25 protein-coding genes are annotated in these 26,361 nt (G+C 61.8%); 12 read left to right on the top strand and 13 right to left on the bottom strand.

Features of this window, described 5'->3' with window-relative positions; all coding sequences use genetic code 11:
* Positions 1-54: 54 nt before the first annotated feature.
* From M0654_RS16805 to rpsF, 5 genes are all read right to left on the bottom strand, one after another.
* Entirely contained in the window at positions 55-1,551 is a 1,497-nt protein-coding gene (locus tag M0654_RS16805) for a replicative DNA helicase (RefSeq protein WP_118849137.1), read from the bottom strand.
* Positions 1,552-1,803: 252 nt separating this feature from the next.
* Complete coding sequence (rplI, locus tag M0654_RS16800) at positions 1,804-2,382, bottom strand: 50S ribosomal protein L9 (protein ID WP_248684084.1); 579 nt, start codon at positions 2,380-2,382, stop codon at positions 1,804-1,806.
* A 17-nt stretch (positions 2,383-2,399) separates the two neighbouring features.
* Positions 2,400-3,383 (bottom strand): DUF2232 domain-containing protein, encoded by a 984-nt coding sequence (locus M0654_RS16795; protein WP_248684083.1) that lies wholly within the window; start codon positions 3,381-3,383, stop codon positions 2,400-2,402.
* Positions 3,384-3,542: 159 nt separating this feature from the next.
* A complete protein-coding gene (gene rpsR, locus M0654_RS16790; protein WP_118849139.1) occupies positions 3,543-3,791 on the bottom strand; it encodes a 30S ribosomal protein S18 in 249 nt (82 codons plus the stop codon).
* A gap of 24 nt (positions 3,792-3,815) precedes the next feature.
* Complete coding sequence (gene rpsF, locus M0654_RS16785) at positions 3,816-4,271, bottom strand: 30S ribosomal protein S6 (protein WP_118849140.1); 456 nt, start codon at positions 4,269-4,271, stop codon at positions 3,816-3,818.
* A gap of 374 nt (positions 4,272-4,645) precedes the next feature.
* Between rpsF and M0654_RS16780 the strand changes: the two genes are divergently transcribed.
* Entirely contained in the window at positions 4,646-6,235 is a 1,590-nt protein-coding gene (locus tag M0654_RS16780; RefSeq protein WP_248684082.1) for a peroxidase family protein, read from the top strand.
* 1 nt (position 6,236) lies between these two features.
* Here the strand turns inward: M0654_RS16780 and M0654_RS16775 are convergent, their stop codons facing one another.
* Positions 6,237-7,283 (bottom strand): aldo/keto reductase, encoded by a 1,047-nt coding sequence (locus tag M0654_RS16775; RefSeq protein ID WP_248684081.1) that lies wholly within the window; start codon positions 7,281-7,283, stop codon positions 6,237-6,239.
* Positions 7,284-7,490: 207 nt separating this feature from the next.
* Between M0654_RS16775 and M0654_RS16770 the strand changes: the two genes are divergently transcribed.
* The 9 genes from M0654_RS16770 (at position 7,491) to M0654_RS16730 (ending at position 15,709) form a co-directional block, all read left to right on the top strand.
* The gene (locus M0654_RS16770) at positions 7,491-8,777 is read left to right on the top strand and encodes an Nramp family divalent metal transporter (protein WP_248684080.1); all 1,287 of its coding nucleotides are present in this window, start codon (positions 7,491-7,493) and stop codon (positions 8,775-8,777) included.
* An 84-nt stretch (positions 8,778-8,861) separates the two neighbouring features.
* Positions 8,862-9,818 carry an ACP S-malonyltransferase gene (gene fabD, locus M0654_RS16765; protein ID WP_248684079.1) on the top strand — a complete coding sequence of 319 codons (957 nt, stop codon included), beginning with the start codon at positions 8,862-8,864 and terminating at the stop codon, positions 9,816-9,818.
* A gap of 16 nt (positions 9,819-9,834) precedes the next feature.
* The gene (fabG, locus tag M0654_RS16760; RefSeq protein WP_248684078.1) at positions 9,835-10,572 is read left to right on the top strand and encodes a 3-oxoacyl-[acyl-carrier-protein] reductase; all 738 of its coding nucleotides are present in this window, start codon (positions 9,835-9,837) and stop codon (positions 10,570-10,572) included.
* Positions 10,573-10,848: 276 nt separating this feature from the next.
* Positions 10,849-11,085, top strand: a complete 237-nt coding sequence (locus M0654_RS16755; protein WP_003502080.1) for an acyl carrier protein — start codon at positions 10,849-10,851, stop codon at positions 11,083-11,085.
* A 109-nt stretch (positions 11,086-11,194) separates the two neighbouring features.
* Positions 11,195-12,457, top strand: coding sequence for a beta-ketoacyl-ACP synthase II (fabF, locus tag M0654_RS16750; protein WP_248684077.1), 1,263 nt, complete (start codon positions 11,195-11,197; stop codon positions 12,455-12,457).
* Positions 12,458-12,574: 117 nt separating this feature from the next.
* Positions 12,575-13,792 carry an endolytic transglycosylase MltG gene (gene mltG / locus M0654_RS16745; RefSeq protein WP_248684076.1) on the top strand — a complete coding sequence of 406 codons (1,218 nt, stop codon included), beginning with the start codon at positions 12,575-12,577 and terminating at the stop codon, positions 13,790-13,792.
* Between the two features lie 51 nt (positions 13,793-13,843).
* Positions 13,844-14,731 (top strand): YicC/YloC family endoribonuclease, encoded by an 888-nt coding sequence (locus tag M0654_RS16740; protein ID WP_248684075.1) that lies wholly within the window; start codon positions 13,844-13,846, stop codon positions 14,729-14,731.
* Positions 14,732-14,734: 3 nt separating this feature from the next.
* Entirely contained in the window at positions 14,735-15,403 is a 669-nt protein-coding gene (gmk, locus tag M0654_RS16735) for a guanylate kinase (RefSeq protein WP_118849149.1), read from the top strand.
* Positions 15,404-15,508: 105 nt separating this feature from the next.
* Complete coding sequence (locus M0654_RS16730) at positions 15,509-15,709, top strand: hypothetical protein (RefSeq protein ID WP_248684074.1); 201 nt, start codon at positions 15,509-15,511, stop codon at positions 15,707-15,709.
* 14 nt (positions 15,710-15,723) lie between these two features.
* Here the strand turns inward: M0654_RS16730 and rsmA are convergent, their stop codons facing one another.
* The 7 genes from rsmA to M0654_RS16695 form a co-directional block, all read right to left on the bottom strand.
* Positions 15,724-16,557 carry a 16S rRNA (adenine(1518)-N(6)/adenine(1519)-N(6))-dimethyltransferase RsmA gene (rsmA, locus tag M0654_RS16725; RefSeq protein ID WP_248684073.1) on the bottom strand — a complete coding sequence of 278 codons (834 nt, stop codon included), beginning with the start codon at positions 16,555-16,557 and terminating at the stop codon, positions 15,724-15,726.
* 6 nt (positions 16,558-16,563) lie between these two features.
* Positions 16,564-17,595: a 4-hydroxythreonine-4-phosphate dehydrogenase PdxA gene (pdxA, locus tag M0654_RS16720; RefSeq protein ID WP_248684072.1), complete on the bottom strand. Its 1,032-nt coding sequence runs from the start codon at positions 17,593-17,595 to the stop codon at positions 16,564-16,566.
* Positions 17,596-17,618: 23 nt separating this feature from the next.
* On the bottom strand, positions 17,619-18,563 hold the full coding sequence (locus tag M0654_RS16715; protein WP_248684071.1) for a peptidylprolyl isomerase: 945 nt from the start codon (positions 18,561-18,563) through the stop codon (positions 17,619-17,621).
* A 133-nt stretch (positions 18,564-18,696) separates the two neighbouring features.
* Entirely contained in the window at positions 18,697-21,042 is a 2,346-nt protein-coding gene (locus M0654_RS16710) for an LPS-assembly protein LptD (RefSeq protein WP_248684070.1), read from the bottom strand.
* Complete coding sequence (gene lptG, locus M0654_RS16705) at positions 21,042-22,130, bottom strand: LPS export ABC transporter permease LptG (protein ID WP_248684069.1); 1,089 nt, start codon at positions 22,128-22,130, stop codon at positions 21,042-21,044. Before lptG ends, M0654_RS16710 begins: the two co-directional genes overlap by 1 nt.
* On the bottom strand, positions 22,127-23,296 hold the full coding sequence (locus M0654_RS16700; RefSeq protein WP_248684068.1) for an LptF/LptG family permease: 1,170 nt from the start codon (positions 23,294-23,296) through the stop codon (positions 22,127-22,129). The genes lptG and M0654_RS16700 overlap by 4 nt, the downstream gene beginning before the upstream one ends.
* Before the next feature lie 103 nt (positions 23,297-23,399).
* A complete protein-coding gene (locus tag M0654_RS16695) occupies positions 23,400-24,191 on the bottom strand; it encodes a phosphatase PAP2 family protein (protein WP_248684067.1) in 792 nt (263 codons plus the stop codon).
* A 216-nt stretch (positions 24,192-24,407) separates the two neighbouring features.
* Between M0654_RS16695 and M0654_RS16690 the strand changes: the two genes are divergently transcribed.
* Positions 24,408-25,901: a leucyl aminopeptidase gene (locus M0654_RS16690; protein WP_248684066.1), complete on the top strand. Its 1,494-nt coding sequence runs from the start codon at positions 24,408-24,410 to the stop codon at positions 25,899-25,901.
* Positions 25,898-26,347: a DNA polymerase III subunit chi gene (locus M0654_RS16685; RefSeq protein ID WP_248684065.1), complete on the top strand. Its 450-nt coding sequence runs from the start codon at positions 25,898-25,900 to the stop codon at positions 26,345-26,347. The genes M0654_RS16690 and M0654_RS16685 overlap by 4 nt, the downstream gene beginning before the upstream one ends.
* The last annotated feature ends 14 nt before the right edge of the window (positions 26,348-26,361 follow it).

Here is a 26,361-nt window from a genome sequence, read left to right as displayed (position 1 = left end):
CTTCAAGCTCGATACAAAGAAGGCCCGCCGTGTGATATGGCGGGCCTTCTTGATTCAGTGTTCTTCGTATTGGGTAAAGCTCGGGTCGGCGAGATCCGCAAAGCGGGTGAACTCGGACTGGAAGGCGAGCTTGACGGTGCCGGTCGGTCCGTGGCGCTGCTTGGCGATGATGACGTCCGCCGTGCCCTTCACCTTGTCCATATGCGCTTCCCATTCCGGATATTTCGGATCGGAAATGTCGCGCGGCTCCATGTTCTTCACGTAATATTCTTCGCGGAACACGAAGAGCACCACGTCGGCGTCCTGCTCGATCGAACCGGATTCACGAAGGTCGGAGAGCTGCGGGCGCTTGTCGTCGCGGCTTTCGACCTGGCGCGACAGCTGCGACAGCGCGATGATCGGCACGTTCAGTTCCTTGCCGAGTGCCTTCAGGCCGGTGGTGATCTGGGTGATTTCCTGCACGCGGTTTTCACCGCCCTTGCCGGAGCCAGTCATGAGCTGGATATAGTCCACCACCAAAACATCGAGGCCGCGCTGGCGCTTCAGGCGGCGGGCGCGTGCGGAAAGTTGGGCGATCGAGATACCACCGGTCTGGTCGATGAAGAGCGGCACCTTCTGCATCATCTGGGAGCAGGCGACGAGCTTCTCGAAATCGGCCTCGGTGATGTCGCCGCGACGGATCTTGGAGGAGGAAACCTCGGTCTGCTCGGAGATGATACGGGTTGCCAGCTGTTCCGCCGACATTTCGAGCGAATAGAAACCGACGACGCCGCCGTTCTTCGCCTTCGGTGTTCCGTCCGGCAGGTATTCCGGCTCGTAGGCCGCGGCGATATTGTAGGCGATGTTGGTGGCAAGCGAGGTCTTACCCATGCCCGGACGACCGGCAAGCACGATCAAGTCGGAGCGCTGCAGGCCGCCCATCTTGGCGTCAAGCGAGGCGATGCCGGTGGAGATGCCGGACAGATGCCCGTCACGCTCGAAGGCAGCCCCCGCCATGTCGATGGCAAGCGCCACCGCATCGTTGAACGACTGGAAGCCGCCGTCATAACGGCCGGTCTCAGCTAGCTCGAACAGGCGACGCTCGGTGTCTTCGATCTGCGTCTGCGGCGGCATGTCGAGCGGCGCATCATAGGCGATGTTGACGACGTCCTCGCCGATCTGGATCAGCGCGCGGCGCAGCGCAAGGTCATAGATCGCCCGGCCATAATCTTCCGCGTTGATGATCGACACGGCTTCGGCGGCAAGACGCGCGAGATATTGCGCAAGCGTCAGGTCGCCCACCTTTTCCGGCGTGGTGATGAAGGTCTTGACCGTAACCGGATGGGCGGTCTTGCCCATGCGGATGATGTCGCCCGCGACCTCGAAGATCTTGCGGTGCAGGGGCTCGTAGAAATGGGTTGGCTTCAGGAAGTCGGAGACGCGGTAATAGGCGTCGTTATTGACCAGGATCGCGCCGAGAAGCGCCTGTTCGGCCTCGATGTTGTTGGGGGCTTCACGGTAATGCGGCTCGGCCGGCTGGATGTTGGCAAGCTTCCGCATAGGGTCATTCATGGTCGTCTATCCGTCCTTCGGTCAAGCGTCCGGTTTAGGGGTTCAGCGTGCCGGATGATACCGCAAAAGCGATCTCCACAGCTATCCACAGAGCCTGGGCACCGGCGCCAGAAAAAGCTCAATGAAACCGGAAATCCGGTTGACGCCATTGCGGCGCGACTCGCTGTTCCGCTTCTTATTCTAGCGCAAAAGAGACGAAAAAGCGCCCGGACCTTTCGGGCCGGACGCTTCTCTATGCCAAGGTGAAATGGCTTATTCTTCGTCTTCGAATTCCCGGTCAGCGTCCGGATCGAAGAAGTCTTCCGGACGAAGAGCGTCTTCGTCAACGCCGTAGATGGCGTCAACCGAGGTGAGGCTTTCGCCCTTGGCCTGGCGCTCTGCTTCTTCCGGCGAACGGGCAACGTTGAGTTCAACGGTGATTTCGACTTCCGAATGCAGGTGCAGGGTAACCTTGTGCAGGCCGATTTCCTTGATCGGGTGGTTCAGGTCTACTTGGTTGCGGCCGATGTTGAAGCCTTCGGCAGCCAGGGCTTCGACGATGTCGCGGGCAGCAACAGAGCCGTAGAGCTGGCCGGTTTCGCCGGCAGCGCGAACCATGACGAAGGTCTTGCCGTCGAGGCCTTCAGCAACCTTCTGGGCTTCGCCCTTGCGCTCGAGGTTACGAGCTTCGAGCGTCGAGCGCTCGTTTTCGAAGCGCTTCTTGTTGGCTTCGTTGGCGCGCAGCGCCTTGCCCTGCGGGAGCAGGAAGTTACGAGCAAAGCCGTCGCGAACCTTTACGGTTTCGCCCATCTGGCCGAGCTTCGGCACGCGTTCAAGCAGAATGACTTCCATGACGAGGTTCCTTTCGATCAGTCAATCTTGGTTTCATCGGGATTGGGTGAGGATTTCAGCGGCGTCAGCGCAATGGTCCGCCGGGTGTCCGCCAGGCCGAGCACGAGAATGATCATCGCCGGCAGAACAAGGGTCGCCGCCAGGTAGCAGAGAACGAGCACCGGCAGGCGCCAGTCCTTGCCCTGGCTGCGGAAATGCAAGGATGCGAACCCGGCAAGCAGGAAGCCCGCGCCGAAGGTGCCGCAGATGGTGGCGCCGATCATGGCCGGAACGCCGTCGATGAACATCAATACGATGCCGCCGAGGAAAACGAAGATGGCATGGCGGTTCATGCGCAGCGCAGACGGCATATCCTCGCGCGGGCGAACGGCGCGGCCGGAGCGGGAAACCATGCGGACTGCGAGGTAGAAGACTGCAAACAGCAGCATTACCCACATGGCGCCCTGGGTCATCGGCACCAGTGTGACGAAGGCTGTCTTCAGCTGCGTCATGGCGGCGGCATCGATCGTGGCGTCCGGTTGCTGGGCGCGCATCGCCTCGGCGATGCGGCTGAAGGTCTCGTCGATCAGTTCCGGGCCGTAACCGATCATGACACCGAGGATGACGAGCGAAGCGGTGATGACCGCGCACAGATGCAGCAGGATGTCCGAGATCGGATACCAGGCCATCAGGTCATCAGGACCGCCGAGTTCCGACGCAGGGCGGGCGAGATTTGCCAGATGCGAAAGCCAGCCGGCGGGCGCCAGAGTCGAGATCGCCATGACGGCGGCGAAATAAGGGGAGGCAAGCACGGCGCCCAGGATGGCGGCGGCGACCACGGCGATGGCCGCAGCACGATTGCCCCAGCCGAGGCCGGCGATCAGGACAGGAAGCGCGGAGGCTGCGTAAAGGATGACGGCAAGAAAAGACTGCATCTGCGCATAGGCACCGAGCGTCAGCACGGTGGCAGCAATGCCGGCGAGGATGCCGGTGGGCAGAACTGTCTGGGTCTTGGTCTTCACGGGTCTCGCTGTCCTGCTTGTTCAAGCAGTTAGAGGATGGTTGCTGAATCGGGGTCTCAGCGACTTCATCCCCAACATGGGGTTTGACGGTTGCCGATCCGCGCCCAACGCGGAAGGGAGTTGGAGCAACTGACTTTGGATCAGTTGCTCCAGTATCACTTACGAAAGAACGTAAGGCAGCAGGCCGAGGAAGCGGGCGCGCTTGATCGCCTGGGCGAGTTCGCGCTGCTTCTTCTGGGAAACGGCCGTGATGCGGGACGGAACGATCTTGCCGCGCTCAGAAATGTAGCGCTGCAGGAGACGAACGTCCTTGTAGTCGATCCGCGGTGCGTTTGCGCCCGAGAAGGGGCAGGTCTTGCGACGGCGGTGGAAGGGGCGGCGTGCCGGAGACGAGGATACGTCAGCCATTGTGTTTTCTCCTTGAGGCTCTAGTTACGCGCGGTCTTCGCGAGGAGCGCGATCCGGACGCGGAGCGCGCTGGAACTCGCCTTCACGACGCGGACGGTCGCCGAATTCGCGGCGCGGGCCACGGTCGTCGCCATCGCGGCGCGGACGGTCGTCGCGGTCGCGCTTCTGCATCATTGCCGACGGGCCTTCTTCGTGCTTCTCGACGGCGAGCGTCATGTAGCGAAGAACGTCTTCGTTGATGCGCATCTGGCGTTCCATCTCATGCACGGCAGCTGCCGGTGCATCGATGTCCATCAGGGCGTAGTGGGCCTTGCGGTTCTTCTTGATGCGGTAGGTGAGGGACTTGAGGCCCCAGTTTTCGATGCGCCCGACCTTGCCGCCGTTAGCTTCGATGACGCCCTTGTACTGTTCGACGAGGGCATCAACCTGCTGAGCGGACATATCCTGCCGGGCAAGGAATACGTGTTCGTAAAGAGCCATGTAAGCTTTGCCTTTTCTTGCGGTTGTCTAACCCGGACCTCGGCGGCTAAGCCTCAACGACTGCTCCTGAACGGGAACCCCGTGGGCCCCAGGCAAGAAAAGTGTTGTATCGAGACGGTCGAGAGCGGAGACACGGGAGGCTTGGGCCCTGTGGCCCATGCGGCATCTTGTTGAAGGAAGCCTGCCCTCCGTTCAGCCACCAGCCAGAGAGACCGGGTGTTTCGAACAGCGCGCCTTATACGGGTTTTTCCGCAGAAGGCAAGGCCTGACGGACGAATGCGCGAGAGCGTGTGCGGCAATGCTACCTAATGTTGCAAGCGAGCCGAAAGCAGCCTATGGTTAAGGTGAAATAAATTACACCAGAGGAGGGGAAAATGCAGCATGGTGAGATAATACTGGACGTAGTCGCTCCCAGATCGCGCTTCTACCAGGGCGGGTTTGGGCGGCTCTTCCCGGAACTTGAGCCTTGGGTCCCGGACATTCCTCAACCGGCAACTGGCGGGATCGGTACGGCGCAGGCACTGCAAAATCATTTCATGAATTTTGTCGCGCAGAACATGGTCGATGCTACTGGGGCTGGCGGCAGGGATATCAGCCTACCCTCAGGCTACGTGTACTTCGGGCAGTTGGTGGACCACGACATCACCCATGACGTGACGCCACTGAGCGAATCCGAGGTAGATCCAAACCGATTACACAACTTCCGTACGCCGCGGCTTGATCTCGACAGCCTCTATGGCGCCGGAACGAAGGATCAGCCTTTTCTCTACGAGGCGGGAACAGGAAAGTTCAGGATCGACCAAATCCAGGGCACGAACTTCCGCGATCTGCCCCGGCATCGTGGAACGGCATTGATCGGCGACCCTCGCAACGATGAGAATATCATCGTAGCGCAAGTACATCTTGCCTTCCTGCTGGCCCACAACGCCCTGGTTGACGAGGCACGGAAACAAGGCGCCAAGAACCCGTTCGAAACCGCGCGCAAAACCCTGCGCTGGCTGTATCAGTGGGTGGTCTGGAATGACTATGTGCGCCGGATCTGCCGCGACGATGTCCACAAGGCGGCGTTACGGCTGGAATCTGGGGCCGGCTTGATCAAGGTCTGGCAGGTTGGCTACGACGACGTCTTCGACTGGAAGGTCAACCCCTTCATGCCGGTCGAGTTCTCCGTGGCCGCTTACCGTTTCGGTCACACGCTGGTGCGCGGCGGGTATCAGACGAACATTGGAAATGGCGTCGGACCGAACAACGGATTTCCGACATTCGACGTGGCGAACCCGAACACAAAGGGCGACCTTCGGGGTGGAAATCCGCTGACGAGTAACCGCGTGATTCAATGGGACTGGTTCCTTCAGATGGATTCATCTTTTGGTCCTGACTTCCCGCAAGTCGCACGCGCCTTCGATCCGCTGCTGGTCGAAGCGCTGCGACGCATGCCCGAGGATCCGGTCAATCCGAGCAGTCCCACTGCGATTCTCAATGTCCTTGCTGCACGAAATCTGGTTCGCGGTGTGCGCATGCAGCTTCCGGCTGCGAGCGCGGTAGCGAGGAAGCTCGGAATCGACCACCTACCAATCCAACAGCAGGAGGATGAAGCCCTTTGGTTCTACATCTTGCGAGAAGCGCAGTCGACTGAAGCTGTGGGTAGCAATGGCGAGCGACTCGGGTTGCTCGGCTCGATCCTTGTTGCCGCCACGTTCGCCGGGCTGTTGAAGGGGGACCCCTTGTCGTTCTTAAACATGGAGCCCGCTTGGACGCCGGATCGCGATCCGCTCCTTCAAGCCTTGGACCAAAACCTGCAAATCAACCGGGATGCGGGGCAGGCTGGGAATGTGAGCTGGGGCCTTCCGGCCATCGTTCGGCTCTCGGGGCTCCCGGTTGATGGGTCGTCGTTCCCCCAGCCTGCCGGTGGGGCCGCTGCCGTTCCCCCGCCGGCGACGCCTGCGCCGCCGGCAGCTGGCTAGATCAAAGCACCATCGGATATCGCCGATAGACCTCGGCGATATCGTTCATGACCTCGTCTGAGAGGGTGAGGTCGGCGCTGCCGATATCGGTTTTCAACTGCTCCATCGAGGTGGCGCCGATGATGACCGAGGTCATGAAGGGCCGCGTCAGGCAGAAGGCGAGCGCCATCTGTGCGAGATCCAGGCCATGCTTGGCCGCAACCTCGATATATGCCTTCACAGCCGGCTCCTGGTACGGCGTCAGGCGGCCGCCAAGGTCGGTGTTGATGGTGGCGCGGGTTCCTTGCGGCCGGGCGCCATCCTGGTACTTGCCGGTCAGGATGCCGGCGGCGAGCGGTGAATAGGCAAGCAGGCCGACGTCTTCGTGATGCGACAATTCGGCGAGGTCGAGGTCGAACTGGCGGTAAAGCAGGTTGTACTCGTTCTGGATCGAGGCGATCCGCGGCAGGCCCTTGTCTTCCGACAGGCGCAGGTATTTCAGCGTGCCCCAGGTGCTTTCGTTGGAAAGGCCGACGGCGCGGACCTTGCCGGCCTTCACCACCTCGTCAAGCGTCTCGAGGATTTCGGCGATATCGGCGGCTGCCTTCTGGCGATCCTGCTTGGACGGGTCATAGGTCCAGGAGCCGCGGAAATGATAGGTGCCGCGGTTCGGCCAGTGCACCTGGTAAAGGTCGAGATAGTCGGTCTGGAGGCGCTTCAGGCTCGCATCCACTGCTTCGCGGATGCTTGAGGCGGAAATCTCCGTGCCGCCGCGAATGTAGGCGCGACCGCTGCCGGCGACCTTCGAGGCAAGGATCAGGTCCTTGCGCTTGGCAGCGTTCCTGGCGATCCAGGTGCCGATATATTCCTCGGTCCGGCCATAGGTCTCCGCGCCGGCTGGCGTCGTCGGGTAAAGCTCTGCCGTGTCAAAGAAGTTCACGCCGTTCTCGAAGGCGTAGTCCATCTGCTCATGGGCTTCCGCTTCCGTGTTCTGCGTGCCCCAGGTCATGGTGCCGAGGCAGATCTCCGAAACGGACATGTCCGTGCGGCCGAGTGTCTTGTATTTCATGGAAAATGGTCCCGTCCTTAAAATCCGCCGCACGTTTTAATGGGGAATGCCGCGTATGCAAGGGCCGGTGGCGGCGATTCAGACCTCAACGTCCTGAACGGTTTCCCACAGATCCGTGATCGCGGCGGGAACTTTCCGTGTTGGTTGCATCTTGAAGGCAATGGGTCCAAAGAGCGGCCGAAAGTTGGTAATTTAGAGGTTCCTTTTATGACTGATGCTACGCAAGTTGGTGAGGGCAATGCGCCGGATGCCGGGGTGCCGCCCACAAGCGGGCGCTGGAAGCTGATAGGTCCAGGCATCGTTGCGGCCGCCACCGGCGTCGGTGCTGGTGACCTTGTCGCAACCCTGATCGCCGGTTCGCGCTTCGGTTATGCGCTGCTCTGGGCCGCCGTGATTGGCTGTATCGTCAAGATCGCGCTTGCGGAGGGCTCGGCCCGTTATCACCTCGCGACCGGCTCGACCATGCTTGAAGGCTGGAAATCGCTCGGCCGCTGGACGAGCTGGTATTTCGGCATCTACATCATCATCTGGGGCTTCGTGTATGGCGCGACCGCCATGAGTGCGACGGCGCTGCCTCTGGCCGCCCTATTTCCCGCGGTGCCGCTGTGGATCTGGGCGATCCTCTCCGGCGTGCTTTGCGCCACCTTCGTTGCGTTGAACCGCTACGAGATGTTCGAGAACGCGATGAAGGTGTGCATCGGCATCATGTTCGTCGTCGTGGTCGGCGTGGCGCTCATCGTCGTGCCGAATGTCGGCCAGGCGCTGGCGGGCCTCATCCCGACCATTCCGGATGGATCCGTCGTTTATACGCTTGGCCTGATCGGCGGCGTCGGCGGCACGATCACCATGGCCTCCTACGGCTACTGGGTGAATGCCAAGGGCTGGCGAACGCCCGAATGGATGGGCGTCATGCGGCTCGACAACCGCGTGTCCTACATCATCACCGGCATCTTCGTGATCGCCATGCTGATCATCGGCGCAGAAATGCTCTACACCGCCCAGATCGCACTCTCCTCGGGTGATCGTGGCCTGCTCGACCTCGACAAGGTGCTGCGTGAACGCTTCGGCCCGGTCGTCTCCATCGTTTTCCTGATCGGTTTCTTTGCGACCGCTGTCTCCTCCATCCTCGGCGTCTGGCACGGCGTCTCGTTGCTGTTTGCAGACTTCATCCGCGTCCACATCAAGGGCGGGACGGGCTCGCGAGTGGGCTTGGAAAAGAGCGCGGCCTTCAAGTTCTACCTGTTCTGGCTCACCATCCCGCCGATGACGCTGCTGTGGTTCGGGCGGCCGTTCACGCTCGTCATCATCTATGGTGCGCTCGGCGCCTTCTTCATGCCGTTCCTCGCCATCACGCTGATCTGGCTCCTGAACTCGGCGCGGGTGCCCAAGGAATGGCGCAGCAGCTGGCTGTCGAACGGGCTGCTTGGCCTTTCCGCGGCGCTCTTCATCGTGCTCTGCATCAACGAACTGGTCGGCCTCGTCTCCGGCTCGTGATAGGCCCGGCGGACGGTTGCGCCCTTGACTCCGCGCTTTCAAATGTGAATGGAGGGCAAAATCATCAGGGAAGGAACCGTCCGCATGGGTGCTCCATCAAACATCGCATTCACATTTCCCGGACAGGGCAGCCAGGCCGTCGGCATGGGCAAGGATCTCGCCGAGGCTTTTCCTGAAGCGCGTGCCGTTTTCGAGGAAGTCGACGAGGCGCTGGGCCAGAAGCTTTCCGATATCATGTGGAATGGCCCGGAAGAAACACTGACCCTGACCGCAAACGCACAGCCGGCTCTGATGGCGGTGTCGATGGCGGCGATCCGGGTGCTGGAGGCGCGTGGTCTCAACCTCGCCGACAAGGTGGCCTATGTCGCCGGACATTCGCTCGGCGAATATTCCGCGCTCTGTGCAGCAGGCACTTTTTCGCTCGCCGATACGGCGCGCCTGCTGCGCATTCGTGGCGATGCCATGCAATCGGCGGTGCCGGTGGGGCAGGGCGCCATGGCGGCAATCATCGGCCTGGATCATGGCGATGTCGATGCTGTCTGCACCGAAGCACGCGCCGATGGCGTCTGCCAGATCGCCAACGACAACGGTGGCGGCCAGATCGTCATTTCCGGTTCCAAGGCTGCGGTCGAGAAGGCTGCGGCACTCGCCACGGAAAAGGGTGCCAAGCGTGCCATCATGCTGCCGGTGTCCGCGCCTTTCCACAGCGATCTGATGGCGCCGGCGGCTGACGCCATGCGCCATGCGCTGGGCAAGGTCGACAAGAAGAACCCGGTCGTACCGGTGGTCGCCAATGTGCGCGCCGCTCCGGTTTACGATGCCGACGAGATCGTCCAGCTGCTCGTGACGCAGGTGACGGGACAGGTGCGCTGGCGCGAAACGGTGGAGTGGTTCGGCCAGAACGGCATCACCACCCTTTACGAGATCGGTTCCGGCAAAGTGCTGACAGGCCTTGCCCGCCGCATCGACAAGAATATTTCCGGCATTGCCGTCAACACGCCGGCCGATATCGATGCGGCGCTTGCCGCCATCCTCGGCTGAAGAAAGGAAAGATCCGATGTTTGATTTGACCGGCCGCAAGGCATTGGTGACGGGTGCAACCGGTGGCCTCGGCGAAGAGATCGCCCGCATGCTGCATGCACAGGGCGCAACCGTCGGCCTGCACGGCACGCGCGTTGAAAAGCTCGAGGCGCTGGCAGCCGAACTTGGCGACCGCGTCAAGATCTTCCCGGCAAACCTGTCGGACCGCGATGAGGTAAAGGCGCTCGGGGAGAAGGCTGAGGCCGAACTTGAAGGCGTCGATATCCTGGTCAACAACGCGGGCATCACCAAGGACGGCCTGTTCGTCCGGATGAGCGATGCTGACTGGGATTCGGTCCTCGAAGTGAACCTCACGGCCGTCTTCCGCCTGACGCGCGAACTGACCCACCCGATGATGCGCCGCCGGCATGGCCGCATCATCAACATCACGTCCGTGGTCGGTGTCACCGGCAATCCGGGCCAGGCAAACTACTGCGCCTCGAAGGCCGGCATGATCGGCTTTTCGAAGTCGCTCGCCCAGGAAATCGCCAGCCGCAACGTGACGGTCAACTGCGTCGCCCCGGGCTTCATCGAAAGCGCCATGACCGGCAAGCTGAACGACAAGCAGAAGGAAGCGATCCTCGGCGCAATCCCGATGAAGCGGATGGGCGCTGGCTCCGACATTGCTGCCGCCGTGCTTTATCTTGCCTCCAACGAAGCCGGCTACGTCACCGGCCAGACGATTCACGTCAACGGCGGCATGGCAATGATTTGAGCCGTTGAGCCGCAACGACAAATCCCTGTTGGCAGCGGCGAAGTGGAACAAATTCTGGCTTTGCGGAACAGTTAATCCATGTTAAGCGGGCCAAGACTGTGAAATAGTCACCCTGATAATCAGGCCGTCATATTGCGTGATTGCGATGCGATGGGAACCTGAAAAGGGGGCAACGGGTTTGCCGGGATCGCGGCTGGATTTAGCTGCGGTTGCTGGTTTTAACAGGATGCGGATGTCATCCAGGCATTCGATAAGACAAAGGTCGAGGAAACCGACATGAGCGATATCGCTGAACGCGTTAAGAAAATTGTTATTGATCATCTCGGCGTCGATGCCGACAAGGTAGTTGAAGGCGCAAGCTTCATCGACGATCTTGGCGCGGACTCGCTCGACACCGTCGAACTGGTCATGGCTTTCGAAGAAGAATTCGGCGTTGAAATTCCTGACGATGCCGCCGATTCCATTCTGACCGTCGGCGACGCAGTGAAGTTCATCGAGAAGGCCCAGGCCTGATCGACTGATATATTTGGGATGAGCCGCAAGGTCGATCCCGACGACGGCCCGCTTGCTCGGGCCGTTTCCGCAAATAAGAACACTAAGCATATAGGGTAGGGCGCTGGCGATGAGACGTGTCGTTATCACCGGTACCGGCATGGTATCTCCACTCGGTTGCGGAACGGAAGTCAGCTGGCAACGCTTGCTGGCCGGCGAAAATGCCGCTCGTCTCGTGACGGAATTCGAGGTCGATGACCTGCCCGCGAAGATTGCCTGCCGCCTGCCTTTCGGCGACGGCACCAACGGCACCTTCAATCCAGATGACTGGATGGAGCCGAAGGAACAGCGCAAGGTCGATCCCTTCATCATCTACGGCATGGCTGCTGCGGACATGGCGCTGAAGGATGCCGACTGGCATCCGCAGACCGAAGAAGACCAGATCGCCACCGGCGTGTTGATCGGCTCCGGCATTGGCGGTCTCGACGGCATCGTCGAGGCTGGCTACACCCTGCGCGACAAGGGGCCGCGGCGCATTTCGCCGTTCTTTATTCCCGGTCGCCTGATCAATCTCGTTTCCGGCCAGGTCTCGATCCGCCACAAGCTGCGCGGTCCCAACCATGCCGTTGTCACGGCCTGCTCCACCGGCGCGCATGCAATCGGTGACGCAGCGCGTCTCATCATGCTCGGCGACGCCGATGTCATGGTGGCCGGTGGCGCAGAATCGCCGATCTGCCGCATCTCGCTCGCGGGCTTTGCCGCCTGCAAGGCGCTGTCCACGCAGCACAACGACGACCCGCAGAAGGCATCGCGTCCCTACGATCGCGACCGTGACGGCTTCGTCATGGGCGAGGGCGCCGGCATCGTGGTTCTCGAAGAGCTGGAACATGCCAAGGCGCGTGGCGCCAAGATTTATGCCGAAGTCGTGGGCTATGGCCTGTCGGGCGATGCCTACCACATCACGGCTCCTTCCGAGGATGGCGACGGCGCGTATCGCTGCATGTCGGCTGCGCTGAAGCGTGCAGGCTTGAACGCCTCCGACATCGACTACATCAATGCCCATGGCACCTCGACCATGGCCGACACGATCGAACTCGGCGCTGTGGAGCGCTTGGTCGGCAATGCCGCCTCGAAGATTTCGATGTCGTCCACCAAGTCGGCGATCGGCCACCTTCTCGGTGCCGCCGGTGCCGTGGAAGCCATCTTCTCCACGCTCGCGATCCGCGACAACGTCGCTCCGCCGACGCTCAACCTCGACAATCCCGATGTCGAGACCGCGATCGATCTCGTTCCGCACAAGGCGCGCAAGCGCGACATCAACGTGGCGCTGTCGAACTCCTTCGGGTTCGGCGGTACGAACGCCTCGCTGGTTCTGCGCCGCTACAACGCCTGATGCCACTGGACCTGGGAGTTCTCCCGGGTCCTGATCATTGGCGAACCTGTTTTTGCCGCATTACGTGGCCAAACAACGAGTCATGTCTTTGTATAAGTTCTGACCCCGGGGGCGCGGTTGAGTGATTCCAGTCATGTGAACGATCTGCCTCCTGCCAACGGCAGGGGCCGGATCATTCCGAAGTCGCCGAACGAGGCGTTGAAGCCGGAGCGGGTGCCGGATCCACCACGTCGGTCGAAGAAGGCGCGCAGCCAGCTCGTCATCTTCCTGAACTTCGTCATGACCATGGTGGTGGCGATCTGCCTGATTGGTGCTGCCGTCTTCTATTACGCGCTGTCCACCTATCAGCAGCCGGGGCCACTTGCCGCCAACACGAATTTCGTGGTGCGCGAAGGCGCAGGCCTTGAGGAAATCGCCAACAGCCTGGCGCGCAACGAGATCATCGACAGCGATCCGCGCATCTTCCAGTATGTGACGGCGGTGCAGCTTGGTTACTTTTCCGGCGACCGCAGCAAACGTCGCAGCCTGAAGTCGGGCGAATACGAGATCAAGGCGCATGCCTCGATGCAGGACATCGCCAACCTGCTCGAGTCCGGCAAATCGATCCTGCACTCGATTTCCATGCCGGAAGGCCTGACCGTGCGGCAGATGATGCTGCGGCTTGCCGAAGACCCGACGCTTGAAGGCGACATTCCGGCCGAGCTGCCGGCTGAAGGCACGCTTCGCCCGGACACCTACAAGTTCTCCCGCGGCAGCAAGCGCGCCGACATCATTCAGCAGATGCGCGTCGCACAGCAGAAGCTCATCGACCAGATCTGGGAGCGTCGCGACCCCGACCTGCCGATCAAGACCAAGGAAGAGTTCGTCATCCTGGCGTCGATCGTGGAGAAGGAAACGGGCAAGGAAGACGAGCGCGCCCATGTCGCTTCCGTCTTCATCAACCGCCTGCAGCGCGGCATGCGCCTGCAGTCCGACCCGACGATCATCTACGGCCTCTTTGGCGGCGAGGGGAAGCCGGCCGGCCGGCCGATCTACAAGTCCGACCTCGCCAAGCCAACGCCCTACAACACCTACCAGATCAAGGGCCTGCCGCCGACGCCGATCGCCAACCCGGGCCGTGCCGCGCTCGAGGCGGTCGCCAATCCGTGGCGGACCAAGGATCTCTACTTCGTGGCCGATGGCACGGGTGGGCACGTCTTTGCCGCGACGCTTGAAGAACACAATGCCAATGTTCGCCGCTGGCGCAGGCTGGAAGCCGAACGGGCTGCCAATCCGGAAGTGGTGGACGGCCAGCCGGATGGCGACGAGGCAGAAAAGCCGCCGAAGAGCAACTGAGCCTTCGGCGACAATGCCGGCTGCTGATCCTGCCATATTCTGGAGATGACGATGACCTTGCAGTCCATGACCGGGTTTGCACGCAGCGAAGGGACCGTGGGCCGCAACCGCTACGTCTGGGAACTCCGCTCGGTAAACGGCAAGGGGCTCGACATGCGCCTGCGCCTGCCACCGGGGCTGGAAAGCCTGGAACCCGACGTTCGCCGCCTGATCACCGAGAAATTCTCGCGCGGCAATATCCAGGCTTCGCTCAACCTCTCCGTCACCGAAACCAAGGTAGAGGCGGCGCTGAACCGCGACGCACTGGCGGCCGTTCTGGCGCTGCGCGAGGAGCTTGGTCCGCTGGTCGACCCGTCACCCCTGAAGCTCGACAGCCTGATGGCGATCCGCGGCCTCGTCGATATCCGCGAGCCGGAGGAGAGCGAAGAAGCGATTGCCGCGCGCGATGCTGCCATTCTGGCGGGGCTTGGCGAGGCGCTGAAGCATCTGCGCCGCATGCGCGAAAGCGAGGGAACTGCGCTGGGCATAGTGCTCAAGGCTCATGTCGCCCGCATTGCCGAACTGACGGCGGTGGTGGAGGCCGACCCGTCCCGCTCGACCGAGGAAATTGCCCGGCGGCTGTCCCAGCAGGTCGCGGCATTGCTGCAGGACGCGCCGTCGCTTGATCGGGACCGGCTGCATGCCGAAGCTGCATTGCTTGCCACCAAGGCTGACCTGCGCGAAGAGATCGATCGCCTCAAGGCGCATGTGGTGGCGGCGGGTGAACTGATCGACAAGGGTGGCCCGGTAGGCCGCCGGCTGGATTTCCTTGCACAGGAATTTAACCGGGAATCGAATACCATCTGTTCCAAATCCAATGCCGCTGCGGTAACGGCTGCCGGCATCGAACTGAAAGTAGTGATCGACCAGTTCCGTGAACAGGTCCAGAATCTGGAGTAGCGCATGAGCCCCGTCTCGTCTTCGAAGATGCCTGCGACGATTGCGCGCCGGGGCCTCATGCTTGTGCTTTCGTCGCCCTCGGGAGCGGGCAAGTCGACCATCGCCCGCAACCTCTTGGAGACCGATCCGAGCCTGGAAATCTCCGTCAGCGTCACGACCCGCCAGCGTCGGCCGAGCGAGATTGCCGGCAAGCACTACCACTTCATTACCACGGCCCAGTTCGAGCGCATGCGCGCGGCAGACGAACTGCTGGAATGGGCGGAAGTGCACGGCAATTTTTATGGCACGCCGCGCGAGCCCGTGGAGCAGGCGATGTCGCAGGGTCGCGACATGCTGTTCGACATCGACTGGCAGGGTGCCCGGCAGTTGCAGGAAAAGATGAAGGCGGATGTCGTCTCGATCTTCGTGCTGCCGCCGACGATGACGGAACTGCAGTCGCGGCTGCATCGCCGCGCCGAGGACTCCGAAGAAGTGATCCGCACCCGGCTCCTGAATTCTCGAGCCGAGATCGAGCATTGGCGCGAATACGACTACGCGATCGTCAACGACGATCTCGACGAGGCATTTCGCAACGTGCATTGCATCGTCAAGGCGGAGCGGGTGCGCAGAGATCGTCGGCATGGCCTGTTCGACTTCGTCAACAGCCTGCTGACCGAAGAGCCGAACCTCTAAGCATCACTGCCTGAACGGCAGGAAGCGATCACGGGCGTGGCAGGAACTTTGCCATGCCGCCAGGTGTTGAGACTCAAGGCTCAACTCCCGGAGGAAGGTCGCTTCATGGATACCGGCACATCCGACCACAAACCACTCGAAGCCAAGGCCATCGAGGCCGCCTATGAAGAACTGCAACGGCAGGCGGCCGAAAACCCCTCCGTGCTGCGCGTGCGCAAGGACGGCGACCGCGCGGTGATTGACGGATCGGTGGACTTGGATGCCCTGGTCATGGTGATCGTCGGCTCCGTCGCCGGCGGGCCGTAACGGAAGACTGCGGGTTACAAGCAGTTTGCCAACCGCACGAATTCCTCGACAGACAGCGTCTCTGCACGCCGCTGCGGATCTATGCCTGCCTTCGTCAGCAGAGCCTCGCCACCAATAGGCTTCAGGCTTTGCCGCAACATCTTGCGGCGCTGGCCGAAGGCAGCATGCGTCACCCGCTCGAGTCTGGCCACATCACAGGGTAGGGGATTGGCGCGGGGCGCCAGGTGCACGACGGTCGAGGTCACCTTCGGCGGCGGCGTGAACGCCTGCGGCGGCACGTCGAAGACCATCCGGGCATCGGTGCGCCATCCGGCAAGCACGCCGAGCCGGCCATAATGATCGTCTTCCTCGTCGGCGACGATACGCAGGCCCACTTCCTTCTGGAACATCAGCGTCAGGCTTTCCCAGAACGGCGGCCATTGGCCGTTTTCCGGCAGGAGCCAGTTCAGCAGCAACTGCGTGCCGACGTTATAGGGCAGGTTGGCGATGATCTTCACCGGACCTTCCGGCACCAGTTCCGCGAAGTTTGTCTTGAGCGCGTCGCCTTCGATCACCTCAAGTCGACCCGGATAATGGTCGCCGATTTCGGCGAGTGCGGGCAGGCAGCGGCTGTCGCGCTCGATGGCGATCAGCTTTTTGGCCCCGAGCGACAGTATGGCACGCGTAAGGCCACCCGGACCGGGACCGACTTCAATCACAGTCGCATCTTCCAGCGGGCCGGCGCTGCGGGCAATCTTCTGTGTGAGGTTGAGGTCGAGAAGGAAGTTCTGACCAAGCGCCTTCTTCGCATCCAGTCCATGCCGCTGGATCACGTCGCGCAGCGGCGGCAAACCGTCAAGTGTGGCCATTAAGGATCAATTCCTGCTTTGCGTCTTGCGCGCCAGGTCGCCGGCAAGCTTCAGCGCCTCGATGAGGCTTGTTTCGCGCGCAACACCCTGGCCGGCGATGCCGAAGGCCGTGCCGTGGTCGGGAGAGGTGCGGATGAAAGGCAGGCCCAGCGTGACGTTGACGGAGGTATCGAAGCCAAGCGCCTTGGCCGGGATCAGCGCCTGGTCGTGGTACATGCAGATCGCAACGTCATAGCGGGTGCGGGATTCGTCATGGAACATGGTGTCGGCCGGAAGGGGCCCGAAGGCGTGAATGCCTTCCGCCCGCAGCTTGACGATAGCCGGGTGGATGATGTCGCGGTCCTCGTGGCCCATAGCGCCATCTTCGCCCGCATGCGGGTTGAGCCCGGCAACCGCCAGTCGCGGCTGGTCAATGCCGAAGCGCTGCTTCAGATCCCGATGGGTGATCCGGCAGGTTTCCTCGATCAGATCCTGAGTGAGAGCCGTCGGCACCTGGTGCAGCGGTATATGGATGGTGACAGGAATGGCGCGCAGTTTCGGACCGGCGAGCATCATCACCGGAAGTGTCTGGTTGCCGGTTGCTTTTTTGGCAAGGTCGGCCAGGAATTCCGTATGCCCGGGAAAGCCGAAGCCCGCCTGATACAACACGGACTTCGCAATCGGGTTGGTGACGACGGCGGATGTCTTCCCCTCGAGTGTCAGGGAGACGGCGGTCTCGATGGCAGCGATCGTACCCTTGGCGGTTGCCACATGCGGCTCGCCGGGCGCAACCTCGGCACCGGCCGGGATGGGTAATACCGGAAGGGCGGTATCGAAGTGGGAGAGGGCGCTTGCCGGATCGCTCTCCCGCAACGTCACGTCGAGGCCAAGCAACTTGGCGCGCGCCTGAAGAACGGCCGGATCGCCGAGGAACAGGAATGGCGGGAGGTCCTGCTGACGTCGTGCAGACCACGCCGCAAGCGTGACGTCGGGACCGATGCCGGCCGGATCGCCCTGCGTCAGCGCGAGCGGGCGGTCTAGGATAGGATCAACCGGCATGGGTACTCCGAGGAAGGCGCGGTTCAGCGATACTCGATGATGGCCTTTTTGCGCAGTTCGTCGAGATACTTCTTTTCGTTCGGGTTCCCGCCGCCCTTCTGCTCCTTGCCGAGATCTTCGGCGCGGAACACGACTTCGGCAGCGAAGTCATCCGAAACCTGGCGCTGGTTGCAGATCGCCAGGAACTCGACACCGCGTTCCGTCACGCGGGTGGCAGTGGTGCCGTTCTCCGGCGTCTTCTCGATGAGCGGCTTCCATTCCGCCGGCAGTTCAGGTGCGAGCACGCGGCCAAGGCTGCGAACCGAGACGTCGAGATAGTTCGCCGCAAAGTCCTTCGACTGCTCGCACCCGGGGAACTTGGTGCGGGCGGTGTTGGCTTCCTTCTGGCGCTTGCCCATGATGGCATTGCGCTTGGAGGCCGGCACGACGAAGATCACCTGCTGCAGGAAGTATTCGGTGGTAACCGGCTTTTCCTTGTTTTCCTGCATCCGCTTCACGAGCTCTTCGCTGGACATGCGACCGCGCGAGCTGCCGTAGCGGGCATTGACCAGTCGCGGCCAGCTCATCTGCACGGCGATGTAGTTCTTGAAGTGCTCGACACCGACGCCCGCACGCTCCAGGATCTGGCTCATCTGCTGCGGCTTCATCTTGTTGCTGGCGGCAAAGCGCTCGAACGCACGGTCCACGTCCTCGGTGCTGACCGACATCCGCATGCGCGCAACTTCCTGGCGCTTCAGGATCTCATCGACCATGGCTTCGCGAGCGCTCTTGGTATCGGCCTTCTGGCGCTGCAGGCGCAGGAAGGCGGCGCGTCTTGCAACGTCGGTGCTGGTGATCGCTGTCTTATTGACGACAGCCGAGATTTCCGCAGCCTGCGCCTGTTGCGCTACCGGCTGCACGACGACCGAAGCAGCAAGTACAGCAGCGGCAAGCGCCAGTCTGCGCGTTGCGGTCAATGCAAACATCATACAATCCCTTTTCCCGCCCCAGCCGCTCTCACAAGGCGGCTGGCCTCACTCATACTATACTTGCGCCCGATTGCACAATTCTTGCGGCGAAACGATGACGCCGCTCTCTGTCCTCGTGCCCAGGATGCCAATGCTATTGGTACTGGTAATCCTGGCTGTAGTCATCGACATCGCTGCCGATGTTGATGTCACCCAGGGTGCGGAAGCTCAGGCGCGCACTGACGGACCAGTCATTGGCGACCGTGCTCTGCGGCTTGTCCGTGTAGGCGATCGTGAAGATCGTGCACTCGTCGGCATAGCTGACGCCGATGCCGCGCCGGATGACTTCCTTGTCTGCCAGGTCCCAGGTCGCCGTTCCGGCAATCGCCCAGTTCTCGTTGATCCGGAACTTCATCGAATGCTTGAGAACGTCCGCCGCCTCGTCGGAGCCGTATTTCTCCTGCGGATCGACCTGCGTGTAGACGAGCGCCCCTGTCATGCGCGGCGTCGTGTAGGTGAAGGACGCGTCGGTGCGCTTCACCGCCAGGCTCTTTTCGTCAAAGCGCGTGTCCACCGCGGCCGTGAAGCCCTGCGGAAGATCGACCGCGGCCATGGCGACGTAGTCCGAGCGACGGGTTTCGAGGCCGGAGTTGGCGCCCGCATGCACGAGGTCTTCCGTCGCAAACGAGTTGCGGCCGGCGATCTGGTAGGACTGGCCGAAGATCCCGCGCACACCAACGCCATTGGCGAAGGCACCGGTGTAACGAATGCCGACATTGGCGCGGGTGCCACCTTCGACGCGGTCAAAGCCGGAGAACTTGTCGCGCTCGAAGAGGCTCGTCGCATCGAACACAAAGCTCTGCGCGTCTTCGTTCGGAAGCCCGCCAGCCATCTGCTCGTCGTTGCGCGCGAAGATCTGCGCGATCGGCTCGATGACGTGGCTGCTGTCGCCATAGGTCATCAGGATCGGGTAACGGGCTTCAAGGCCGGCGGTCATCATGTAGCGGCCATCACCGCCCTTCGGCTCAAGGTCGCCGAGATAGACGCCGCCGGGCACGTTCGAGCCGGTATGGCGGATGCCATCGGCGCGCGCTGCAAACAGCGGCGTCAGCAGCAGGCCGTCGAGATTGAACATCCGCTTCCATTCCGCCTCGGCGGTGAAGCGGCTGTAGCTGCCTTCAAGGCCAGGATAACGGAAGGTCGAACCTTCGTAGTACCAGTCGTCCTCGCGGCGCGAGAGATTGGTGAAGTTGGTGGTGAGCGAAAGCTCGCCGCCCAAAATCGGCTCAGGCGCAAACCAGGTGTAGTCGAGCGACGGATAAACGATCGCCTGCTGCTGCTCGAGGATGTTGCGAACCGCGTCGTCCTGAACATTGAAATAATAGGCGTGCAGGTCGAAGAAGTTCCGCTCGCCAAGGCCCGTCAGGTAGACGTCGTTGGTGAATGTGTCGGAATCGACACCTTCCAGGTTGTAGGTTCGCGAAAAGTTGTTGTCGCTCTGGACCATCACGTCCCAGCCGAAGGTCCAGCGCGGATTGATGTCGAACTCGCCCTTGGAGGCCGCCATGAAGCGCCCTTCGGCCTCGCGGTCGCTGGTGTTGGCGTCGAACGCGTCCGGGTTCATCTGGTCGATCGCGGCAAAGCGGAAGGTATGCCGGCCGCTTTCGAAGCGGTTGCGGATCTCACCCTGCAACAACAGGCCCTGGTTGGAATAGTAGGTCGGGCTGATCGTCGCATCCATGCTCGGCGAGAAGACATGGTAGTAGGGGACCGTGACGCCGAAGCCGAGGTTGTCGCTGGCGGCAAACTGCGGGAACAGCAGGCCTGACTTGCGCTCGACCGTTTCGTCCGGAACCTCGATGGCAAACGGCAGCGTGCCGAGCGAATGGCCGAACAGCTCGAACTGGGCCCGCTCCAGGCGGATCGTGTGCGTCTGGCCGTTGCGGATGACACGCTCGGCCTTCACCTGCCACAAGGGCGCCTTGCCCGGACGCTGGGCGCAGGGCAGGCAGGCGGTGTAGACGCTGTTGTTGAGCACCATCAGGTCGCTGGGCTGGCGCTCGGCACTTTCGGCAGCAAGACGGGTGTTGTCGACAGTCTCGACCCGCAGCGCGTTGATGAAGCCTTCGCCAAAATCGTCGGTGATGTCGAGTTCATCCGCATAAACGCGGTTGCCGCTCGGCTCGATCAGCTCGATATTGCCGGTCGCCATGACGCGGCCGGTCTTCTGGTCGTACTGAACGCGCTGCGCCACCATGCGGTAGCGGTTGTAATAAAGCTGCACGGCGCCGGAAGCGGTGACCTGCTCGGCATCCTGGTTATAAACAAGCTGGTTGGCGCGCAGCAAAAGCTTCGCGTTGTCATCCGGGTCGGCAACCAGGCCGGCCCCGAGCGTCTGCGCATGCACCGTCGGTGCCGATACGCCGAATACGCATACAGACACACCTGTCAGCAGGGCGGCGGCAAGCCGACTCAAATTTCCGCGGTTACTGACCGCCACTAGCCATCCTCCTGATGAAGCAGAATAGTCGCCCCCAGTGCCGTCGCGACGACGACTGGAATCCAGACCGCCACGAAGGGTGGAATCGCCCCGCTGCTCCCGAATGCCTTCACAAGCACAGTGACGACATAAAGCACGAAGCCTGCAACTATTCCACCCAGAATCACTGACCGGGACTGGGCGAACCGGCTGAATTTTAGTGACACTGTTGCAGCAATGAGCGTCATGGCCACGAGCAGGACGGGGAGCGAGAGAAGCGAGTGATATTGCGTCTCCAGCGCCTTGGTTGAGATGCCGAATGATTTGCTGACCTCGATCTTCCGAGAAAGATCAAAGAACGCAACGGTTTCCGGCTGCGCGAGGCTTTCCTGGATATATTCCTGTTTCAAGTTGGTGCGAACCTGTGCCGTGTCGCGACGAACAGGAATCTCGCCCGGGCGATTCTCCAGAACCTCGTTAAGAAGCCAGTAACCATCTTCCAACTTAGCCGTCTTGGCATCCTGCCGCAGGATCACCCGGCCGTCCGCATCGAACTGGAAAACCACCACGTCAATGAGGTAGGTCCCGTCGTTCTGGTAGCTCTTGGCGCCGATGATCGTGTCCTGGTCGCCGCTGATCTGGCGGATCCAGGGAAGGAATTTCGAGGCGCGCGTGCGGTTGCTCGCTTCGCGCCAGCTGGCTTCCATGGATGCCGATTCGCGTTGGCCCCAGGCGGCTAGCGGATTGACCACGAAGACAGTCGCCAGGCCGATGAGAAAGGCGCCGGCGACGAAGGGGGAGACGAACTGCCATACCGAAATCCCGGCGGCGCGGGTAACGACCAGTTCGTAACGACGGTTGAGCGCAATCAGCACGGTGATGCCGATGAAGAGGCTGAGCGTCGGGATCGTCTGCTGCAGGATGAGCGGCACCCGCATCGCCGTCATCGCCAGGCCACCCCAGACGGTGTAGCCGACATAACCCGACATGCGGCGGCTCGTTTCGCTAAAGTCGGCGAGGAAGATGATGGCGCTGACGCCGAGCATGAACCAGAGCGCGGTAACGATATAGCGGCGGAAGAAATAGCGGCCGAGCGTCGAGAAGATCATGCCGCACCTCCACCCGAGCGCGCACGGAAGCGGCTCTGGATGTTACGACTGATCCTGTTGATGCTCGTGCGGATAAGGCGCGGCGTCGAGAACTGGCGGTTCGTCGCGAGCATGTAGATGGCGATCGCCATGCTGGCGACCGGCACGAGGTAAGGCGCAAAGGCATAGGCCGGATGGCGCTCGACGAGATTCGTGGCCGAGAAGCCGAGCCAGCGGATCAGGAAGGCGAGGAACAGCGCATAGACCATCGGATGCACCTGGCGCTGCCGGTGCGAGCGGGTGTTACCGGCGATCACCAGCGAGACGAGCGCGAAGGTGATCGGGAACAGCCAGTCCGAGAGGCGGCGGTGAAGTTCAGCCCGGTAAGGCGCCGGCGTTTCCTTGTAATACGGGTCGTCCGGATCCGGATTAAGCAGGAAGGCGAGGCTGCGGTCGGTCGAGTATTGCGGAAGGCCGCCCTGCGACTTCGCCATCGCCGAAAGGTCAAAGGCGTAGGAAACGAACTTGATGATGGAGATGCGGCCGTCCGCCGCCTTCCGGTGCACTTCGCCGTCGCGCATGGTGAGCGAGGTGCCGCTTTCATCGATCGAGCCTTCGCGGGCGTAATAGATGAGGTCGAAGTTCGGATCGCGATAGTCGACCACAAACAGGCCGCGCAGGACGCGACCGGAATGGCGCTCCGAGATCTGGACGTAAAGCCCGTCCTCGATGCTGCGGAAGGTCTTTTCCTCGATCACCGATGACAGGAGGTCGGCATAGGCTTCGGCCACCATCTGGCGGGCGGCAACCCGCGACGGCGGTTCGATGAAGTTGGTGACCGTAAACGAGAAGAGGCTGAGCAGGATGCCGAGCAGGAGCACCGGCCGGTAGATGATGCTGCGCGCCGAACCCGCCGCATCGATGACAGGTAGCTCCGAATCGTTGTTCATCGCCGTCAGCGTCTGGGTGATGCCGATCACCAGCGCGAAGGGGAGAACGACGGGAATGATGGTTGGCAGGATGAAGGTGGCGAGGGTCGCGAACGACCCCATCGACTGCCCCGTATCCGTGACCAGGTTGAGGCGCCCAAGCACCTGGATCGTCCAGATGATGGTGAGCACTGGGATCAGCGTCACCAGGAACATCTGGAAAATCCGGCGCAATATGTAGACTTCGAGAAGCTTCATGCGGCCTGGACGTCTAGTGTTGCGTCATCAGCGGACAAGATTCCCACCGCTGACAGTCGCGCCTATCTAAGCGATCAAAGTCAGGTTTGCGACAGGGCCCGCGTCACAAAGTTGTTTCCGGATTCGGTTTTATCGCGCGCTGTGACATTTGGAAACATATCGCGACCCCGGCGAAGACCACCGGGGACGACAGCCAGCCCAGCACGACGTCGGAAAAGAAGTGGCCGCCGAAGAAGGTTCGCAGCATCGGCGAGACGAATGACAGGATGATGAGCGGTATACCGACCACCAGCCGCAGCCGCTTTGGCATCAGCACGATCAGGCAGGCGATCCAGCCGGCGCCGGCCGCTTCACCCGAGACAAACGAGCAGTTTCCATCGCAGGCGCCGGAGAAATCGCCGGCGGGGGTGAAGAACTCGCGACCACCGAAGATATCCGTCTCGTAGGGGCGGGGGCGGTTGGAGATCTGCTTCAGGAACAGATTGACCAGCAGGTAAGGGCCAACGACCAAGGAAACGAGCGCGATCGAATAATCGCGCGTCTTGCGCCAGTTGTAGCCTGGCCCCTTGTGCTTGAGGTTGGCGATCAACTGGTAGAGGAAATAGACCGCCACCACGACCGGTAGGTAGAACAGGATCTGGCGGATCGCGACCAACAGCTTCAGCCGGGCATGAGGGAAGTGTCCGCAGATGCGTCCGGCTTCCGCTGTCGCACCACATGCCTCCGGCTCAAAGAACAGGTGCGAGACCGCGATGTCGATTTCCGGCACGAAATAGAACAGCGCCAGCAGCGCAAACCACAAGACAAGCAGCACCACGAACCATGTGGTGGGATTGGCAAATCCGCGGGGCGGCGGCGAGAACCTGTCGGCGGTTTCAGTCGTAAGCAACGTCATGCAGTCATCTAGTCCGTTCAATGTGGCGCCGGGCGGGCGTGTGCGCTCATTAGCCTATCCCGGATCGGAGCGGTATCGCTTTTGGGTCACGCTTCCTCTCCACCTGTTAGGAAAGCTTCCGTCGCCCTGGCGGACGGAAGTGTCACATCTCGCCCTTGAACTTGCGGCTGAAACCGCGATGATCGCCGCTTCCTCACGCAGCCCATTGGAGTCGCAATGTCCACGAAATTTGAGATCGCCTTCGCTTCTGCCACCAAGCTTGACGGTGGCCTCGCCATCCAGCTGAAGCTCAAGGGTGACGGGCCGGCTGCCGGTGCCGCCGAAGTCGATCCTGCGGGCGTCGTTGCCCGCGCTTCGGAAATTGCCAAGTTTACCGGCAAGTCCATGGGCGTTCTCGACATAATCGCGCCGCAGGGTTCGGCCGCCGACCGGCTGGTCGTGCTGGGGCTGGGCAAGGCGGATTCGCTGACGGTTTACGACTGGATCAAGGCAGGCGGCGCCGCTGCCGGTGCCGTGAAGACCATGACGAAAGTGACGGTGTTCCTCGACGCGCCGGGTGTGACGGTGGGCGGCGCGGAGGCGGCTGGCTTTGCGCTTGGGATGCTGCTGCGCGCCTACAGCTTCGATTCATACAAGACGAAGAAGAAGGACGACGAAGACAAGGTGCCGCAAACGGTGTCCGTCACCATTGTCACCGCCGCTCATGAGGCCGCCACCAAAGCGTTTTCCGGTGCCGAAGCGGTGGCTGGCGGCGTAACGCTGGCGCGCGAACTCGTCAACCTGCCGCCGAACGTGCTCGGGCCGGTGGAATTTGCCGACAAGGCAAAGCAGCTTGAGAAGCTTGGCGTCGAGGTGGAGGTCCTGACCGAGGCCGAGATGAAGGAACTCGGCATGGGCGCGCTTCTGGGCGTGGCGCAGGGTTCGGTCCGGCCGCCGCGGCTTGCGATCATGCAGTGGAAGGGCGGCAAGGCCGGCGAAGCTCCGCTCGCCTTCATTGGCAAGGGCGTGACCTTCGACACCGGCGGCATCTCCATCAAGCCGGGTGCCAGCATGGAAGACATGAAGGGCGACATGGGTGGCGCCGCCGCCGTGACCGGCCTGATGCACACGCTGGCGGCCCGCAAGGCAAAGGTCAATGTTGTTGGCATCATCGGGCTTGTCGAGAACATGCCGGATGGCAATGCGCAGCGCCCGGGCGATATCGTCACCTCCATGTCCGGCCAGACGATCGAGATCATCAACACCGATGCAGAAGGCCGCCTCGTGCTCTGCGACGCGCTCTGGTACTGCAACGACCGCTTCAAGCCGCGCTTGATGGTCAATCTTGCGACGCTGACGGGCGCAATCATGGTGGCGCTTGGCAACGTGCATGCCGGGCTGTTTTCCAACAACGATGCGCTGTCGGTCGAACTGACAGGCGCGGGCGAGGCGACCGGCGAAAAGCTGTGGCGCATGCCGCTCGGCAAGGACTACGACAAGATGATCGATTCCAAGTTCGCCGACATGAAAAACACCGGCGGCCGTTATGCGGGCTCGATCACCGCGGCGCAGTTCCTCAAGCGCTTCGTCGGCGAAACGCCATGGGCGCATCTCGACATTGCCGGGACGGCGATGAACTCGCCCTCCAACGAGATCAACCAGTCCTGGGGCTCCGGCTTCGGCGTGCGGCTGCTGGACGAGTTGGTGCGCGCCCACTATGAGAGCGAATGACTGAAATCCTCTTCTACCACCTGACCGAATCCAAGCTGGAAGACGCACTGCCGGCGCTCCTGGAAAAGAGCGTCGAGCGCGGCTGGAAGGTCGTGGTGCAAACGAGCACGGAGGCGCGCCGGGATTTTCTCGACGCGCATCTCTGGACGTTTCGGGAAGACAGCTTCCTGCCGCACGGTACCGACGAGGCACCAATGTCGGAAGCGCAGCCGGTGCTGCTGAGCGCGACAGGCGACAATCCGAATGCGGCGAGCGTCCGTTTCCTGGTCGACGGCGCGGAGCCGCCTCCGCTGGATGGCTATGAGCGAATTGTCTTCATGTTCGACGGTTACGATACACCGCAGTTGGAGGGTGCCCGCGCCCAGTGGAAGCGGCTGAAGACCGAAGGGCACACCCTGACCTACTGGCAGCAGACGGAAGAAGGTCGCTGGGTGAAGAAGGCCTGACAGGCCTTCTTCCG

The sequence above is a fragment of the Neorhizobium turbinariae genome (genome assembly GCF_023223505.1).
Lineage (GTDB): Bacteria > Pseudomonadota > Alphaproteobacteria > Rhizobiales > Rhizobiaceae > Neorhizobium > Neorhizobium turbinariae.
This window is presented reverse-complemented; position numbering and strand designations above follow the sequence as displayed.

What these genes read in the sequence shown, in the direction of transcription:
- fabD (WP_248684079.1), top strand. Translation starts at nt 8,862, where the DNA reads ATGGGTGCTCCATCAAACATCGCATTCACATTTCCCGGACAGGGCAGC.
- pdxA (WP_248684072.1), bottom strand. Translation starts at nt 17,595, where the DNA reads ATGCCGGTTGATCCTATCCTAGACCGCCCGCTCGCGCTGACGCAGGGC.
- M0654_RS16775 (WP_248684081.1), bottom strand. Translation starts at nt 7,283, where the DNA reads ATGAAATACAAGACACTCGGCCGCACGGACATGTCCGTTTCGGAGATC.
- M0654_RS16700 (WP_248684068.1), bottom strand. Translation starts at nt 23,296, where the DNA reads ATGAAGCTTCTCGAAGTCTACATATTGCGCCGGATTTTCCAGATGTTC.
- fabF (WP_248684077.1), top strand. Translation starts at nt 11,195, where the DNA reads ATGAGACGTGTCGTTATCACCGGTACCGGCATGGTATCTCCACTCGGT.
- M0654_RS16770 (WP_248684080.1), top strand. Translation starts at nt 7,491, where the DNA reads ATGACTGATGCTACGCAAGTTGGTGAGGGCAATGCGCCGGATGCCGGG.
- M0654_RS16805 (WP_118849137.1), bottom strand. Translation starts at nt 1,551, where the DNA reads ATGAATGACCCTATGCGGAAGCTTGCCAACATCCAGCCGGCCGAGCCG.
- rplI (WP_248684084.1), bottom strand. Translation starts at nt 2,382, where the DNA reads ATGGAAGTCATTCTGCTTGAACGCGTGCCGAAGCTCGGCCAGATGGGC.
- rsmA (WP_248684073.1), bottom strand. Translation starts at nt 16,557, where the DNA reads ATGGCCACACTTGACGGTTTGCCGCCGCTGCGCGACGTGATCCAGCGG.
- rpsR (WP_118849139.1), bottom strand. Translation starts at nt 3,791, where the DNA reads ATGGCTGACGTATCCTCGTCTCCGGCACGCCGCCCCTTCCACCGCCGT.
- lptG (WP_248684069.1), bottom strand. Translation starts at nt 22,130, where the DNA reads ATGATCTTCTCGACGCTCGGCCGCTATTTCTTCCGCCGCTATATCGTT.
- gmk (WP_118849149.1), top strand. Translation starts at nt 14,735, where the DNA reads ATGAGCCCCGTCTCGTCTTCGAAGATGCCTGCGACGATTGCGCGCCGG.
- M0654_RS16755 (WP_003502080.1), top strand. Translation starts at nt 10,849, where the DNA reads ATGAGCGATATCGCTGAACGCGTTAAGAAAATTGTTATTGATCATCTC.
- rpsF (WP_118849140.1), bottom strand. Translation starts at nt 4,271, where the DNA reads ATGGCTCTTTACGAACACGTATTCCTTGCCCGGCAGGATATGTCCGCT.
- M0654_RS16690 (WP_248684066.1), top strand. Translation starts at nt 24,408, where the DNA reads ATGTCCACGAAATTTGAGATCGCCTTCGCTTCTGCCACCAAGCTTGAC.
- M0654_RS16780 (WP_248684082.1), top strand. Translation starts at nt 4,646, where the DNA reads ATGCAGCATGGTGAGATAATACTGGACGTAGTCGCTCCCAGATCGCGC.
- M0654_RS16685 (WP_248684065.1), top strand. Translation starts at nt 25,898, where the DNA reads ATGACTGAAATCCTCTTCTACCACCTGACCGAATCCAAGCTGGAAGAC.
- M0654_RS16740 (WP_248684075.1), top strand. Translation starts at nt 13,844, where the DNA reads ATGACCTTGCAGTCCATGACCGGGTTTGCACGCAGCGAAGGGACCGTG.
- M0654_RS16695 (WP_248684067.1), bottom strand. Translation starts at nt 24,191, where the DNA reads ATGACGTTGCTTACGACTGAAACCGCCGACAGGTTCTCGCCGCCGCCC.
- M0654_RS16715 (WP_248684071.1), bottom strand. Translation starts at nt 18,563, where the DNA reads ATGATGTTTGCATTGACCGCAACGCGCAGACTGGCGCTTGCCGCTGCT.
- M0654_RS16730 (WP_248684074.1), top strand. Translation starts at nt 15,509, where the DNA reads ATGGATACCGGCACATCCGACCACAAACCACTCGAAGCCAAGGCCATC.
- fabG (WP_248684078.1), top strand. Translation starts at nt 9,835, where the DNA reads ATGTTTGATTTGACCGGCCGCAAGGCATTGGTGACGGGTGCAACCGGT.